Annotated in this window: 14 protein-coding genes and 1 tRNA gene; 2 read left to right on the top strand and 13 right to left on the bottom strand. The window is 55.7% G+C overall.

Annotated elements, in window-relative coordinates; all coding sequences use genetic code 11:
• Positions 1-15: 15 nt before the first annotated feature.
• Positions 16-615, top strand: coding sequence for an invasion associated locus B family protein (locus tag ACR0NM_RS05240; protein WP_170393045.1), 600 nt, complete (start codon positions 16-18; stop codon positions 613-615).
• A gap of 52 nt (positions 616-667) precedes the next feature.
• On the opposite strand, the gene ACR0NM_RS05235 is transcribed toward ACR0NM_RS05240, so the two are convergent.
• Genes ACR0NM_RS05235 through ACR0NM_RS05220 form a run of 4 tightly spaced genes read right to left on the bottom strand, consistent with a single transcriptional unit; the run spans position 668 to position 4,902 of the window.
• The gene (locus ACR0NM_RS05235; protein ID WP_170625892.1) at positions 668-1,876 is read right to left on the bottom strand and encodes a beta-ketoacyl-[acyl-carrier-protein] synthase family protein; all 1,209 of its coding nucleotides are present in this window, start codon (positions 1,874-1,876) and stop codon (positions 668-670) included.
• Positions 1,877-1,884: 8 nt separating this feature from the next.
• A complete protein-coding gene (locus ACR0NM_RS05230; RefSeq protein WP_170393043.1) occupies positions 1,885-2,142 on the bottom strand; it encodes an acyl carrier protein in 258 nt (85 codons plus the stop codon).
• Between the two features lie 32 nt (positions 2,143-2,174).
• A complete protein-coding gene (lpxD, locus tag ACR0NM_RS05225; protein WP_480613526.1) occupies positions 2,175-3,266 on the bottom strand; it encodes a UDP-3-O-(3-hydroxymyristoyl)glucosamine N-acyltransferase in 1,092 nt (363 codons plus the stop codon).
• 34 nt (positions 3,267-3,300) lie between these two features.
• A complete protein-coding gene (locus ACR0NM_RS05220; RefSeq protein WP_223118031.1) occupies positions 3,301-4,902 on the bottom strand; it encodes a L,D-transpeptidase family protein in 1,602 nt (533 codons plus the stop codon).
• Between the two features lie 345 nt (positions 4,903-5,247).
• On the opposite strand from ACR0NM_RS05220, the gene mepK reads away from it, so the two are divergent.
• Positions 5,248-5,817 (top strand): peptidoglycan L,D-endopeptidase MepK, encoded by a 570-nt coding sequence (mepK, locus tag ACR0NM_RS05215; RefSeq protein ID WP_170393040.1) that lies wholly within the window; start codon positions 5,248-5,250, stop codon positions 5,815-5,817.
• Between the two features lie 129 nt (positions 5,818-5,946).
• Here mepK and ACR0NM_RS05210 read toward each other — a convergent pair.
• The 9 genes from ACR0NM_RS05210 to ACR0NM_RS05170 form a co-directional block, all read right to left on the bottom strand.
• Positions 5,947-6,023, bottom strand: a tRNA-Arg gene (locus tag ACR0NM_RS05210).
• 57 nt (positions 6,024-6,080) lie between these two features.
• Positions 6,081-7,301, bottom strand: coding sequence for a cysteine desulfurase (locus tag ACR0NM_RS05205; protein WP_170562686.1), 1,221 nt, complete (start codon positions 7,299-7,301; stop codon positions 6,081-6,083).
• A gap of 13 nt (positions 7,302-7,314) precedes the next feature.
• Positions 7,315-7,881 (bottom strand): Yip1 family protein, encoded by a 567-nt coding sequence (locus tag ACR0NM_RS05200; protein WP_170393038.1) that lies wholly within the window; start codon positions 7,879-7,881, stop codon positions 7,315-7,317.
• Positions 7,878-8,363, bottom strand: coding sequence for a YIP1 family protein (locus tag ACR0NM_RS05195; protein WP_170393037.1), 486 nt, complete (start codon positions 8,361-8,363; stop codon positions 7,878-7,880). Before ACR0NM_RS05195 ends, ACR0NM_RS05200 begins: the two co-directional genes overlap by 4 nt.
• Complete coding sequence (sufD, locus tag ACR0NM_RS05190) at positions 8,363-9,643, bottom strand: Fe-S cluster assembly protein SufD (RefSeq protein ID WP_480613523.1); 1,281 nt, start codon at positions 9,641-9,643, stop codon at positions 8,363-8,365. The genes ACR0NM_RS05195 and sufD overlap by 1 nt, the downstream gene beginning before the upstream one ends.
• Complete coding sequence (sufC, locus tag ACR0NM_RS05185) at positions 9,643-10,398, bottom strand: Fe-S cluster assembly ATPase SufC (RefSeq protein WP_480613521.1); 756 nt, start codon at positions 10,396-10,398, stop codon at positions 9,643-9,645. The genes sufD and sufC overlap by 1 nt, the downstream gene beginning before the upstream one ends.
• A gap of 51 nt (positions 10,399-10,449) precedes the next feature.
• Entirely contained in the window at positions 10,450-10,653 is a 204-nt protein-coding gene (locus ACR0NM_RS05180; protein WP_170405842.1) for a hypothetical protein, read from the bottom strand.
• Positions 10,653-12,173: a Fe-S cluster assembly protein SufB gene (gene sufB, locus ACR0NM_RS05175; RefSeq protein ID WP_480613519.1), complete on the bottom strand. Its 1,521-nt coding sequence runs from the start codon at positions 12,171-12,173 to the stop codon at positions 10,653-10,655. Before sufB ends, ACR0NM_RS05180 begins: the two co-directional genes overlap by 1 nt.
• A gap of 18 nt (positions 12,174-12,191) precedes the next feature.
• Positions 12,192-13,235, bottom strand: coding sequence for a cysteine desulfurase family protein (locus ACR0NM_RS05170; RefSeq protein WP_480613517.1), 1,044 nt, complete (start codon positions 13,233-13,235; stop codon positions 12,192-12,194).
• Positions 13,236-13,266 lie beyond the last annotated feature (31 nt).

Raw genomic sequence — 13,266 nt, 5'->3', positions numbered from 1 at the left:
TTAGATGAGGCATTCATGATCAGGAAACTTGTCCCTTTTAATGTGGCGGCCGCAGCACTGTTATGCGGAACAGCATTTGCGCAGGAAACCACACAGCAACCTGAAGCCGGTGCTGAAGCCGAAGTTGGCAGCGATCTGGATCTGGGTGAATCCGGTCCCCGTGTTGGCGAGCAATACGTCAAAGAACAAACGGGTGAATGGAATATTTCCTGCATCAAAACCGAAGGCGAAGACGATCCCTGCGCGATGGTTCAGATCCTCAATAACCAACAGGGTGATCCGATTGCCGAAGTTTCGATCGGAAAACTGCCCGAAGGCGGTGCCGCTGTTGCTTGGGCGAATGTCGTTGTACCGCTCGAAACCCTGCTGCAGGCGCAATTGGCTATGTCGATCGATGGGGCACCGCGCAAGCTTTACAATTATCACCACTGCATTCCGGTTGGCTGCGTGGCGCAACTGGGTTTGACTCAGGGTGATATCGACGCGATGAAATCAGGCCAAAAGGCGGTGCTGTCGCTGGTTCCTGCGCGCCTGCCAGATCAGGTTCTGAATATGGACATGTCTTTGTCTGGCTTCACAGCAGGCTTTGACGGGCTGAATGTTTCCATAAACTAAGCCCCGCAAAAACATCGAATAAGAAAGCCGCCGTGATAACACGGCGGTTTCTTCATATACGCTTCAACGCAAGAACGGCGTTCAGCCCACCAAAGGCGAAAGCATTGCTAAGGGCGACATTAACTTTCGCCTCACGCGACTCGTTTGGCACCACATCCAGCGCGCATTCGGGGTCGGGCTCTTCATAGCCAATGGTCGGGGCGATCACCCCGTCGCGCAGGGCCATGATACAGGCTAATAGCTCAACTGCGCCGGTACCGCCGATCAGGTGTCCGTGCATGGACTTTGTTGACGAAATCATCAGATCGTCGGCGTGTGGACCAAACACACCAGCAACGGCTGCACATTCGGTTTTGTCATTTGCAGCCGTGCCGGTCCCATGGGCATTTATGTAACCCACATCGCTTGCATTCAGCCGTGCATCCGATAACGCCCCGGCCATGGCCCGTGCTGCCCCTTGTTTGCTGGGCATAACTATGTCGGCCGCGTCCGAGGACATGGCAAAGCCCACGACCTCGCACAGGATATCTGCTCCGCGCGCGCGCGCGTGTTCGTATTCTTCGAACACAAAAACACCCGCACCTTCGCCTTGCACCATCCCGTTTCGGTTTGCGCTAAAGGGCCGACAGGCATCTTTTGACATGACGCGAAGCCCTTCCCATGCCTTGACGCCCCCAAAGCACAGCATCGACTCCGAGCCACCGGTCACCATTGCGGGCGCTGCCCCGCTGCGCACCATCTGAAATGCCTGCGCCATCGCATGGTTCGAAGACGCACACGCTGTTGATACTGTAAAGCTAGGGCCTTTGAGGTTGTGCTCCATCGAAACGTGGCTGGCCGCCGCGTTGTTCATCAGCTTGGGCACGACAAAAGGATGCACGCGATTTTTACCATCCTCGTAAACCGAGCGGTAGTTGTCATCCCAGGTGGAGACGCCACCACCGGCCGTTCCCAGCACCACCCCCGACCGCGCGGCTGTGTCACCCGAGAATACGATACCGGATTGATCGATCGCTTCTTTGGCGGCGGTTAACGTGAACTGCGTGAACCGATCATACAGCGTCATCTGTTGGCGGTTGAAACGGCCCTCGGCCTCAAAACCCCGGACTTGACCGCCGATCTTGATCGACAGGCGACCCACATCACGAAACTCAAGCTCGGAGATACCACAACGACCCTCGCGCATGGCTTCCAGAGTGTCGGGGACGGAATGGCCCAACGCGTTAATGGTGCCAGCACCCGTAATGACGACGCGTTTCATACCAGCGGTCAGACCTTTTCAGACACGAGTTTTTCGATACCCGCAATGATCGCTGTCACATTCGAAATGTCGAAATCGCCGGATGTGGGCTCGTTTGCGTTGAAGGGCACGGTGATATCGAACTCTTCCTCGATGGCAAAGATACTCTCAACAAGACCCAGGCTATCGATGCCCAATTCTTCGAGCGTACTGTCGGGCGTCACATCCGAAGGCTCAAGCACGGCCTGTTCGGCAATGATTGCTATGACGCGGTCGCTGATGCTCATCTCGATCCCCTGATTTTCGCCTTGGGGATGATTTAATCACTTGAAGGCTGTTTGAAAACAGCCTTTTTCAACGCCTCGACGTCGCGCGACAATCGGGGCAGACGACGTTGGGCTTTATATATCTCGGTATGGCTTTCCATTTTAATGCCCGGGTAGCCCATGATCACGCGACCAGCAGGAACATTTGACAGAATCTTGGTGCCGCCACCGGCAATCACGCCATCACCGATGAAAATATTATCGACAACACCAGTCTGACCACCCAGTACCACGTTATTGCCAATCTCGACCGAACCAGAAACGCCGGTTTGACCACATAACAAACAATCCTGCCCGACTCGGGTGTTGTGTCCCACGTGGACAAGATTATCCAGTTTCGATCCACTTCCGATTACAGTATTGCGTATGGTCCCGTTGTCTACAGTGCAGTTCGAGCCGACCTCGACGTCATCGCCAATCTCGACCGCACCCAGCGAATGGATGCGCAACCAGCTTTGCGCCTTTGCACCCCCCTGATCACCCAGAGTTTTCCGCGCATTTTCGGCACCCGAGACTTCTGGTGTGACATAGCTGAAACCGTCCCCGCCGATACGGGCACCCGGCTGCGCGATAAAGCGATCACCGATTTGAGCCCGCGCACCGATGCTGACCATTTCGCGCAGCAGAGCGTTTTCACCAAGCGACGCATCCATACCGATCACGCAATGCGCGCCGATAACCGAACCCGCGCCGACGCGCGCGCGCGCACCGATAACAGCAAGCGGGCCGACCGATACGTCGACCCCGATCTCGGCGGTTTCATCAATGACAGCCGATGGATGAATTCCCGGCGCAATCCCCTGCCCGCGATCCAGCATCGCGGTGATCCCTGCCATCGCCATGCGGGGGCGTTGCACAAAAATGGCGGCCTCAAGCCCCAGTGCTTTCCAGTCCGCGCCATCCCACAAAACCGCGGCCCGTGCTGAACCGGTCTCCAAAGCTTCAGCATATTTTGGCGACATCGCCATGGCCAGATCGGTTGGCCCGGCATCTCCCGGCTCGGCTGCCCGCAAGATGGTCAGGCCAGTCTGGCCTTCTGCGACGACCCCCAGGGAATCGGCGATTTGTTGAACGGTAAACTGCATGTCGGGCGTCCTCGTGGCGGGATTTGCCTCGTGATTACCCTTGAACGTCCGGCAGGACCACCCCTGCCTTTTGCAGCGCTTCCCAGATCTTGCGATCCCGGTCATACACGTCGCGGCGATACTGCACCTCGCCTTTGGGGCCAATATAGGCCGTGCGATAAATCAGATGCACCGGAATTTTTTTATCCAGTTCAACCTTCGTTTCTTTGCCCGTGTTCAGCACGCGGTGGAAAAACGCCTTTGGATCCTCTTCCTGCTTGGCCAGCAGCTTATAGGCAAACTCGAACGGTTGCGCCAAACGGATGCATCCATGCGAGAATGCCCGAACCTCGCGTGCGAACAGAGATTTCTGAGGCGTATCATGCAGATAGATGTTGTACTTATTAGGGAACATGAACTTCACCAGCCCCAGTGCGTTGCTTTTGCTGGGGGGCTGACGCATGGAAAACGGGAAATTACGCGCAGTGAACTGGGTAAAGTCAACCGCTCCACGATTAACCTGACGGCCACGGCGGTCGGTGATCTGGATATGGCCGACAGCATTTGGATTGGCCCGTAATTGCGGCAGATATTCCTTCGTGATGATCGAGCGTGGCACATACCAACTTGGGTTGATCACCATATGCTCCATCTCATCCGAGAACTCTGGGCTTCGGCGATCATGTGTGTTTTTGCCGATCACGGCACGAGTCTCAAACGTGACCTGCCCGTCATCGACGATCTTGGCAGAAAAATCGGCCAGATTCACCAGAATATGCCGCTCACCACGGTCTTTGGGTAACCAGCGCTCCCGTTCAAGCGCAACGTAAACAGCTTTCAAGCGGTCTGAAACTGGGCGATTGATCTCGGAAATAGTGCCTTTGCCAGCTACGCCATCCGCCTCAAGACCATGAGCAGCCTGAAAGGATTGCACCGCCGCAAACAGCGCATCATCATAGTTTGGGCTGGCAGTAGGCTTCAGATAACCCATCGCGACAAGTCGATTGCGCAGCCTGATGACACTGTTCCCTGTGTCCCCAAGCTCAAGCTTGGAGACAGGAACGGTCTCGCCCCAGCCACCTTGTGTCATCAGCGCTTCCAGCGCCTTCTTCTGTTTCAACAGCGCAAGATACTGGCGCGATTGAGGCATCATATCCCTGAAATAGGTATCACCCTGGCTGGAAACGAGCAGTTCAAGATGCTCTGCGGCGCTGCGTCGTTCCACCGCCCGCACTAGGCCGGGATCAATCTGCGAAGGCGTTACAGAACCGGAATGCAAGTCTCTGGCATATTTGACAAAAACCCGAGTCAGCTCGGCCTCGAGCATGCCCAGATCACGGGTGTTGCGCGCGTCCTGCATCTTTGTCTTCAAAGTCTGGACGTCGTAACGTGCCCCAGGCAATCCATGCAGATCGGTCGTCGAAAGCGCTTCGATCAGGGCTTTGCGTCGTGCAGCATGTTCGGGCGTATCGCCAACCCAAACCGGATCAAACCCGTTTGTGCGATAAAACTCAGCAATTGCCGGGCTGTTGGACACACTTTCCGCAACGGCCATTTGAAACGCTGTGCCATCCGTCCCCGCCTGCGCGACTGAGGCCGAAGCCACAAGGAAAGCGGCGATAAAAACACTTGAACGAGCACGGGTAACAAATGACATAGGATGGCCCTGTTTCTTCAATGACTTGTCACGCCCTATAAGCGGCGTCTGAAAATAATGTTTTGCTGAGCGCCTGATGTCTATTCACAAATTCATCACCAGACCGCTTCTTTGACCCCTGGTGCGCGTTTGCATCGCCGACGCGCGAACTGCGCCAAAAGTAAGCATACTTGCATCAGTTGCGCAAAAAACTGCCGAAATTTCCGCCTTGATTTGACTGCGACCAAAGATTTCTTGGCTGTTGAATCCTACTGTGCCATAAATCCCGCATCTGGGATGGGAAAAAATTAATACGGCGCGCGTAACATCGTGTGCAGGCAGGAACAGTACGGGACGAAACAAAAAATGACCAAGAGCAGTACCTCGGGCCTGACCCGGCGTGCCCTATTGGGCGCATTCGCCGCAACCGCAGTTGTTGCAGCCCCCACATATTCCAACGCAGCTGGTTTCCTTCGCGGCGGAGGTGATATTCGCCGTATCCGCATGTATTCCGGCCGTACCGGTGAACGTATCGATATGGTCTATTGGGTTGATGGCAAATACATCAAAGACGCGGTGAAAGAGGTCAACCACTTCATGCGCGACTGGCGCAGCGATCAAGTCAAGTCCGTGGACCTGAGGACCATCGACATCATGGCGGCCACTCATAACCTTCTGGATGTCAGCGAGCCATACATGCTGCTGTCGGGCTACCGCTCACCGCAAACCAACGCAATGCTGCGCCGCCGCTCGCGGGGTGTTGCCAAGAATTCGCTTCATATGAAGGGTCAGGCTGCTGATCTGCGACTGTCATCACGCTCGGTCTCGCAAATGGGCAAAGCAGCGATGGCCTGCCGTGCCGGTGGCGTTGGACAGTACTATCGTTCGAATTTCGTTCACATGGATTGCGGTGTCATCCGCTCGTGGCGCGGCTAATCGAGCATTTCATCTTTCGCTGTTGCACGACCCCCATCAGATAGTTCTGACGGGGGTTTTGCTTTGCCAGGAAAGAACAGGTTCGAGCACCGTCAGTTCTGCGTAATATGACGACTAGCAAGGGTGAAATGGCGCACCTGAGAGGATTCGAACCTCTGGCCTCTGCCTTCGGAGGGCAGCGCTCTATCCAGCTGAGCTACAGGTGCCTTGGCCGTTAGCTACCCTCGTTCCAATCCGGGTGCAACTGCAAATCCGCAGTACGATCAGGCAAACAGATCGTGGGCAAGCTCCAACGCGTCGATCAGGGTGTCGACCTCATCCGTCGTGTTATAAAGCCCAAAGCTGGCACGACAGGTAGCAGTGACCCCCAAATGATCCATCAGCGGCCCGGCGCAGTGGTGGCCTGCGCGCACGGCGACACCCTTTTTGTCCAGAATGGTTGAAACATCATGGGCATGCCCTGCCCCATCCAAAGTAAAGCTGAATATCGCGGCTTTGTTCGCTGTGGTGCCTTGAACCTGCAGCCAGTTCAATCCATTCAACCGTTGCATCGCATAGTCGCGCAAGCCGGCCTCATGCGATGCGATGCTCTCCATGCCAAGGTCCATCATATAGTCAAGCGCCACACCCAACCCGATGGTCTGCACGATGCCGGGAGTTCCGGCCTCGAACTTCATTGGCGGATCGTTGTAGATCACCTGATCTTTTGAAACCTCTTTGATCATGTCACCGCCACCAATAAAGGGGCGCATTTCAGCCATGCGGTCCGATTTGATAAAAATTGCGCCAGAACCGGATGGGCCGTACAGTTTATGACCCGTGATGGCATAGAAGTCACATCCGATGTCATCGACATTGACGGGCATATGAACCGCGCCCTGGCTGCCATCCACCAGAACCGGAACGCCTTTGACGTGGGCGGCTTGCGTGATTGCTTTGACATCAACCACAGAGCCCAGCACGTTCGAGCACTGGGTCACCGCAACCAGCTTTGTCTTGGGGCCAATGGCGTCGATTACCGCCTGAGGGTCAAGATGGCCGGTCGCATCGACGTCGATCCATTTCAGCACCACGCCCTGCCGTTCGCGCAGGAAGTGCCACGGCACGATGTTGGCGTGATGTTCCATCACGCTGAGGACAATCTCGTCCCCCGCCTGCAGGCGTGGCATTGCCCAACCGTAGGCGACCAAATTGATTCCTTCGGTCGTACCCGAATTCAGGACAATCTCATTCTCGTTTGATACGCCCAGAAACCGCGCAACCGTGCCACGGACGGCCTCATATTTCTCGGTCGCGAGATTTGACAGATAGTGAAGCCCTCGATGCACGTTCGAATATTCGTGCGCATAGGCCTGCGTGATCGCGTCGATCACCACCTGGGGTTTCTGCGCGGAGGCCCCGTTGTCTAGATAAGTCAGCGGCTTTCCGTTGACCTGACGTGACAGGATCGGAAAATCTGCGCGGATTTTTTGTACGTCATACATAGACAGGACTTCCCTATACAGACCCGGCGGGGATCAGCCAAAGAACAAACGGGACGGCCACAAGACCAGAGATCAGGATCACAACAAACGACTTTCCCAACGACTTAAATCGATGCGCCTCGTTGAGAAAATGCAGGGTGATGTAAAGGCTAAGACCCAGCATCGCCAGACTGGCCGGTAAGAATAGAAACGGCAGCGCTGCAACCAGCGCTAGAATGATTGCTTGCCCCGCAATTTGCAGGATTTGCAACCAGACAATCAGCGTCATGAAGTCATTGAACGTTCCCGTTCCACCCAGGACGCGGCCCACTAATAGGAACGTCACGACGCTGATCATGATTGCCGCAACGGAAACAAAAAGCGTCCTCGATAGTGGCTCAGCCAGTTGCTGAACATCCGGACTGATAAGCGGCAGGACGAAGCTGGACGCAGACTGGACCAGAGCGTTCAGGATCACCGCAAGAGAAAAGGCGAGCCACAGTACATCCGTACCCAGCCGCAACGCGAGCAATCGTCTTGCGGCTTCGGCTGGATTGGACAGGGTCAGAACGACCAGGTTGAGCAGTGCGGTGGAATTCATTTAGCAGCCTTTTGCGATTGCTTGAGGCCCGACAACCAGAACCAGAGAAAAACCGCAACCCATAACAGCCCCACAAGTGTTTGCGCTGACCCGGGGCCGATGAAACCGGACACCAGCCCATTCAGCAACACCAAAGGCGCTGACGCGAGAAGCGCCCAGAACAAGGCTAGCCGCGCGCCATAGCTGGTGCCAACGCCCCCCATCATCCGCGCGATAAAATGGGTGAGCCAAGCAAGAAGATAAAAGCACAATGGCAGAATAAAGACCGAGCCCAACAGGGCCCCGCCCATCAGCATGTTCAGCTCTATCCCTTCCAGATGAGCCCTCCGTGCAAGGCCGGGCAATTGCGCGATAAAGCCTATTACACAGAACGCCATCACAAATGCCAATGCGCGATCTTCGCGCGGCCCCATATCAAGCAGCCGACGCACCACACGCCCCGGTCCGCGATACGTGGCCACGATATCAGTTGTGACAGGCATCAGCGTCGGCGTGCCAGCCAATCTTGCAATCGGGACACGATATCAGCTGCCAGATCCTCGTCCTCGATTTCATCAACGGCTTCAGCCAGGAAGGCCAGTGTCAACATGTCGGTTGCTTCTGCCGTTGGGACGCCACGGGAGCGCAGGTAGAACAAAGCCGTTTCATCAATGGCGCCCGAGGTCGAACCGTGCGAACACGCCACGTCATCGGCGTAAATCTCAAGCTCGGGTTTGGCGAGGAACTGACTGTCATCGTCCAGAAGCAGCGACTGGCTGATCTGGTAACCATCGGTTTTCTGGGCACCTTCCTTCACAAGGATCTTGCCCTGAAAAACACCGGTCGCACCGTTGCGCAACACTTTCTTAAACACTTGGCGGCTTTCGCAATTCACCGCATCATGGGTGACAAAGACCGTATCGTCGTGGTGAAAATCTCCATCGCCCACGCACGCACCCGCCACATGTGCGACCGCATCGTCACCGGTCAGCTCGACGACTTGCTCGTTTCGCGTCAAAACTCCGTTCACGGTCAGCGTGAAGGACTTATAGACGGATTCCTTACCAAGCCGCGAGAACATTTGAGTCGCCGCACGACGTTGGTGATCCCGGCCCTGCGCACGGATGTGATGCAGTGTGCCATTGTCGGCGATATCGATCTCCATACATTTGTTGAAGCGCGAAGCTGCGGGTCCGTTTTCAAGGATCGTGACTTCGGCACCGCTTTCAACCCGAACGACGTGATGCAGGATCGCATCCGACGTTTCAGATTCATGGCGATAAATCAGGTTAATCGGTTTGCTCGGCTTGCCGGATACATGAATGGCAACTCCATCTGACGCATAGGCCGTGTTCAGCGCCGCCAAGGGACGCGCCACTGGATCTTGGCCTTTTGCTTCAAGAACGCCGTATAACTCTTTGGCCCAATGGATGTCTTTGCAACAGATATCTTCCAGCCGATCGATCGTTACACCCTCCAGAGACAGATCATCAGACTCTTCCGGGCTGAATACGCCATCAATGAAAACGATCTTCAGTCGGTCGAGCGCGTGGAACAGAGCCGGTTCATCCGTTTTGAACAATGCAGCACTGGGAGCTTCCGCAGAGACCAGAGTGTCTGGACGGGTATATTTCCAGTATTCATCTCGACGACTGGGCAAACCCATCGCGCGTACACGTGCAATTGCGGCTTCGCGCGCTTTGCGTGTGCATCCCGCATCCGGCATGGTCAGCGCTGCCAGCCGTTCCTCGGTTGCTGTCTGTTTTGCTTGGGGCAAAGCCATCAGTTCACCTCGGCCAGTATGTCGGCATAGCCGTTGTTTTCAACTTCCAGCGCCAGTTCGGGACCACCGGATTTCACGATACGACCATCCGCCATGATGTGAACCACGTCAGGTTTGATGTGATCGAGAAGCCGCTGATAGTGCGTGATAACAAGGAACCCGCGCCCCTCATCACGCAACGCGTTCACGCCCTCGGCCACCAGTTTCATCGCGTCCACGTCAAGGCCCGAGTCTGTCTCATCCAGGATGCACATCTTCGGCTCAAGCATCGCCATTTGCAGGATTTCGTTGCGCTTTTTCTCACCACCCGAAAAGCCAACATTGACCGGACGTTTCAACATTTCAGCGTCGATTTTCAGCGCCTTGGCCTTGGCACGAACCTCTTTCAGAAAATCCGTCGCCGACAGCTCTTCCTCGCCACGTGCTTTGCGCTGCGCATTCACGGCGGTGCGCAGGAAGGTCATGTTGCCCACACCGGGAATCTCGACCGGGTACTGGAACGCCAGAAACACACCTGCGGCTGCACGTTCTTCCGGTTCCATCTCAAGCAGATCCTCGCCATCAAGCGTCGCGCCGCCCTCGGTCACCTCATAGCCATCACGACCAGACAACACGTAGCTGAGCGTTGATTTGCCCGAGCCATTGGGCCCCATGATCGCATGCACCTTGCCAGGCTCGAGCGTCAGGTCGACCCCTTTCAGAATTTGCTTGTCTTCTTCCTCAAGTTTGACGTGCAGGTTATTGATTTCCAGCATTTTCTGTCCTTTAGCATCTCGCAAGGGGCGCATTGCGACCCCGATAAGTTCTTATCCCAGCACCTTGCGGATCACGCGGGCGATGATCCATCCAAGCAACGCGCCTGCGCCCACTGCCCAAACCGGGTTTATGAAGTCCATGTACTTGGTATTGACGTAAGCAACCCCCAACAGGCCGCCGAGCACCGGCAACGCATAGCCAAGCACTGTCAGGACATCGTCCTTTCGGATTCGCTGTTGGGGTTTTGGTGTCATCAGCCGACTGATCCCTCAAGGCTGATTGCCACAAGCTGTTGCGCTTCCATCGCAAATTCCATCGGCAGCGCCTGCAGAACGTCCTTGCAAAACCCGTTGACGACCAAGGCCACGGCTTCTTCCTCGTCCATGCCACGCTGACGGCAATAGAACAGCTGATCGTCGTCTACCTTCGAGGTAGTCGCCTCGTGCTCGACCCGAGATGAGTTGTTCTTCACCTCGATATACGGAACCGTATGCGCCCCGCATTTGTCGCCGATCAGCAGGCTGTCGCACTGGGTGTAGTTTCGGCTGTCCTTGGCCTTTGGATGCATCGACACCAGACCACGATAGGTATTCTGCGCCTTACCGGCGCTGATCCCTTTCGATACGATCCGCGACTTGGTGTTCTTGCCCAGATGCACCATCTTGGTGCCGGTGTCGGCTTGCTGCATGTTGTTCGTGATTGCGATCGAGTAGAACTCACCCTGGCTATCGTCGCCACGCAGGATGCAGGACGGGTATTTCCAGGTCACAGCCGAGCCGGTTTCGACCTGCGTCCACATCACCTTGGACCGATCACCCCGACAATCGGCGCGCTTGGTCACGAAGTTGTAGATACCGCCTTTGCCATTCTCATCCCCGGGGAACCAGTTCTGAACGGTTGAGTATTTCACCTCGGCATCTTCTTCGACGATGATCTCGACAACTGCCGCGTGCAACTGAGCGGTGTCGCGCTGGGGCGCGGTGCAGCCTTCCAGATACGAGACGTAAGAGCCCTTGTCGGCGATGATCAGCGTGCGCTCAAACTGGCCGGTATTTTCTGCATTGATGCGGAAATATGTGCTCAGTTCCATCGGGCAGCGCACGCCCGGCGGGACGTAGACGAATGAACCATCCGAGAATACAGCCGAGTTGAGCGTGGCATAGAAATTGTCCGAGACCGGTACGACCGTCCCTAAGTATTTTTTGACCAGTTCCGGATGCTCTTTGATCGCCTCGGAAATCGAGCAGAAAATAACACCGGCTTTCTTCAACTCTTCCTGAAAAGTCGTCCCGACCGAAACCGAGTCAAATACTGCATCAACAGCAACCTTACGGCCTTCTGCCGGTGCATTCTCAGCGCCCTCGACACCTGCCAGGATCATCTGTTCTTTCAAAGGGATACCCAGCTTTTCGTAAGTCGCCAGAAGCTTGGGATCGACCTCATCCAGAGATTTGGGTTTATCTTCCATCGATTTCGGACGGGCATAATAATACTGGTCCTGAAAGTCGATCGGCGGGTAGTGCACCATCGCCCATTTAGGCTCTTCCATCTGGGTCCAGCGCTCGAACGCGGCCAGACGCCATTCGGTCATCCACTCAGGCTCATCATTTTTGTCCGAAATCAGACGTACAATATCGGGATTCACGCCTTTTGGCGCATACTCCATCTCGATATCAGTTTCCCAGCCGTATTTATAAGTGCTGACCTCGCGAACCGCGTCTACGGTTTCCTGATCGACACCCTCTTTCACCTGGGTATGGTCCAAAGCGGCCATAATTCACCCTCCGTCAGATCACGCGGCCCGCGCGCGATGCTTTTTCTCTTTTTCAAGCCACGTTTCCGCGAAACGCAGCACATCTTCTTCTGCCGTCTCTGGCCCCAGCGATACGCGGATTGCGCTAGAGGCCGTCATCTCATCAAATCCCATGGCCGTCAGTACGGCGCGTGCACGAACCTTGCCGCTGGAACAGGCCGAGCCCGCACTGATCGCGAAGCCTGACAAATCCATCTGCATGACCTGTGTCTCGCCCTTCCATCCCGGTGTGGCGAAGCACAGAGTGTTGGGGAGTCGCCTTTGGTCTTTCCCGACAAAAATAGTAGCTTTCGTACCAGCCTCAAGAGCGTTTTCTAGAATATTTCTAAGTTCTGCAACGTTTTCCCAAACGCCATTTGCTAAATCACGGGACGCGGCTTCAGCTGCTGCTCCGAACCCCGCAATTCCAGTGACATTTTCTGTACCCGAACGACGCCCCATCTCCTGCCCGCCGCCCTTGATTTGCGCAGCAAGATTGGTGCCGCGTTTCATCACCAACGCCCCGATCCCTTTTGGCCCGCCAAGTTTGTGGGCTGAAATCAGCGCCATCTCAGCCCCCAGCCAGTTGAAGGCTATCGGCAACTTACCAAAAGCCTGAGTCGCGTCGGTGACCGCAAGACCGGCAGGCAAAGTTTGAACAATTCCAGTTTCCGAATTGGCCAGTTGCAGCGTGGATCGGGAAGCGTCCGGCACGTCAACGTAACCGCCTTGGGAGACAGGCAGAACCTCATTAATCCAAGCTCTTACCGCGTCATGTTCAATCGCTGCACCTTGAAGATCGCGCCCCGCCATGGCCAAAGCCGCTGCCTCCGTCGCACCAGAAGTAAACACGATGTCGGCACCATCTGCCCCAAACGCTGTTGCGATTTGAGCCCGCGCTTTCTCGACCACCGCTTTTGCGGCGCGCCCTTCGGCATGGACCGAGGACGGATTACCCACCAAATCCATCGCCGCGATCATTGCATCGCGGGCCTCGGGCCTCAGAGCGGCGGTTGCGTTATGGTCGAGATAAACCCGTTTCATAGATGTATCTTTTCCAAGATGGGTTTTGACG

This window comes from Ruegeria sp. AF2 (assembly GCF_056542025.1).
Note: the sequence above shows the minus strand (reverse complement) of the source record. Positions and strands in the feature narration are given on the sequence as shown.

Excerpts from the sequence above, each read along its gene's own strand:
- ACR0NM_RS05240 (WP_170393045.1), top strand. The coding sequence starts at position 16 with ATGATCAGGAAACTTGTCCCTTTTAATGTGGCGGCCGCAGCACTGTTA.
- ACR0NM_RS05235 (WP_170625892.1), bottom strand. The coding sequence starts at position 1,876 with ATGAAACGCGTCGTCATTACGGGTGCTGGCACCATTAACGCGTTGGGC.
- ACR0NM_RS05230 (WP_170393043.1), bottom strand. The coding sequence starts at position 2,142 with ATGAGCATCAGCGACCGCGTCATAGCAATCATTGCCGAACAGGCCGTG.
- lpxD (WP_480613526.1), bottom strand. The coding sequence starts at position 3,266 with ATGCAGTTTACCGTTCAACAAATCGCCGATTCCCTGGGGGTCGTCGCA.
- ACR0NM_RS05220 (WP_223118031.1), bottom strand. The coding sequence starts at position 4,902 with ATGTCATTTGTTACCCGTGCTCGTTCAAGTGTTTTTATCGCCGCTTTC.
- mepK (WP_170393040.1), top strand. The coding sequence starts at position 5,248 with ATGACCAAGAGCAGTACCTCGGGCCTGACCCGGCGTGCCCTATTGGGC.
- ACR0NM_RS05205 (WP_170562686.1), bottom strand. The coding sequence starts at position 7,301 with ATGTATGACGTACAAAAAATCCGCGCAGATTTTCCGATCCTGTCACGT.
- ACR0NM_RS05200 (WP_170393038.1), bottom strand. The coding sequence starts at position 7,881 with ATGAATTCCACCGCACTGCTCAACCTGGTCGTTCTGACCCTGTCCAAT.
- ACR0NM_RS05195 (WP_170393037.1), bottom strand. The coding sequence starts at position 8,363 with ATGCCTGTCACAACTGATATCGTGGCCACGTATCGCGGACCGGGGCGT.
- sufD (WP_480613523.1), bottom strand. The coding sequence starts at position 9,643 with ATGGCTTTGCCCCAAGCAAAACAGACAGCAACCGAGGAACGGCTGGCA.
- sufC (WP_480613521.1), bottom strand. The coding sequence starts at position 10,398 with ATGCTGGAAATCAATAACCTGCACGTCAAACTTGAGGAAGAAGACAAG.
- ACR0NM_RS05180 (WP_170405842.1), bottom strand. The coding sequence starts at position 10,653 with ATGACACCAAAACCCCAACAGCGAATCCGAAAGGACGATGTCCTGACA.
- sufB (WP_480613519.1), bottom strand. The coding sequence starts at position 12,173 with ATGGCCGCTTTGGACCATACCCAGGTGAAAGAGGGTGTCGATCAGGAA.
- ACR0NM_RS05170 (WP_480613517.1), bottom strand. The coding sequence starts at position 13,235 with ATGAAACGGGTTTATCTCGACCATAACGCAACCGCCGCTCTGAGGCCC.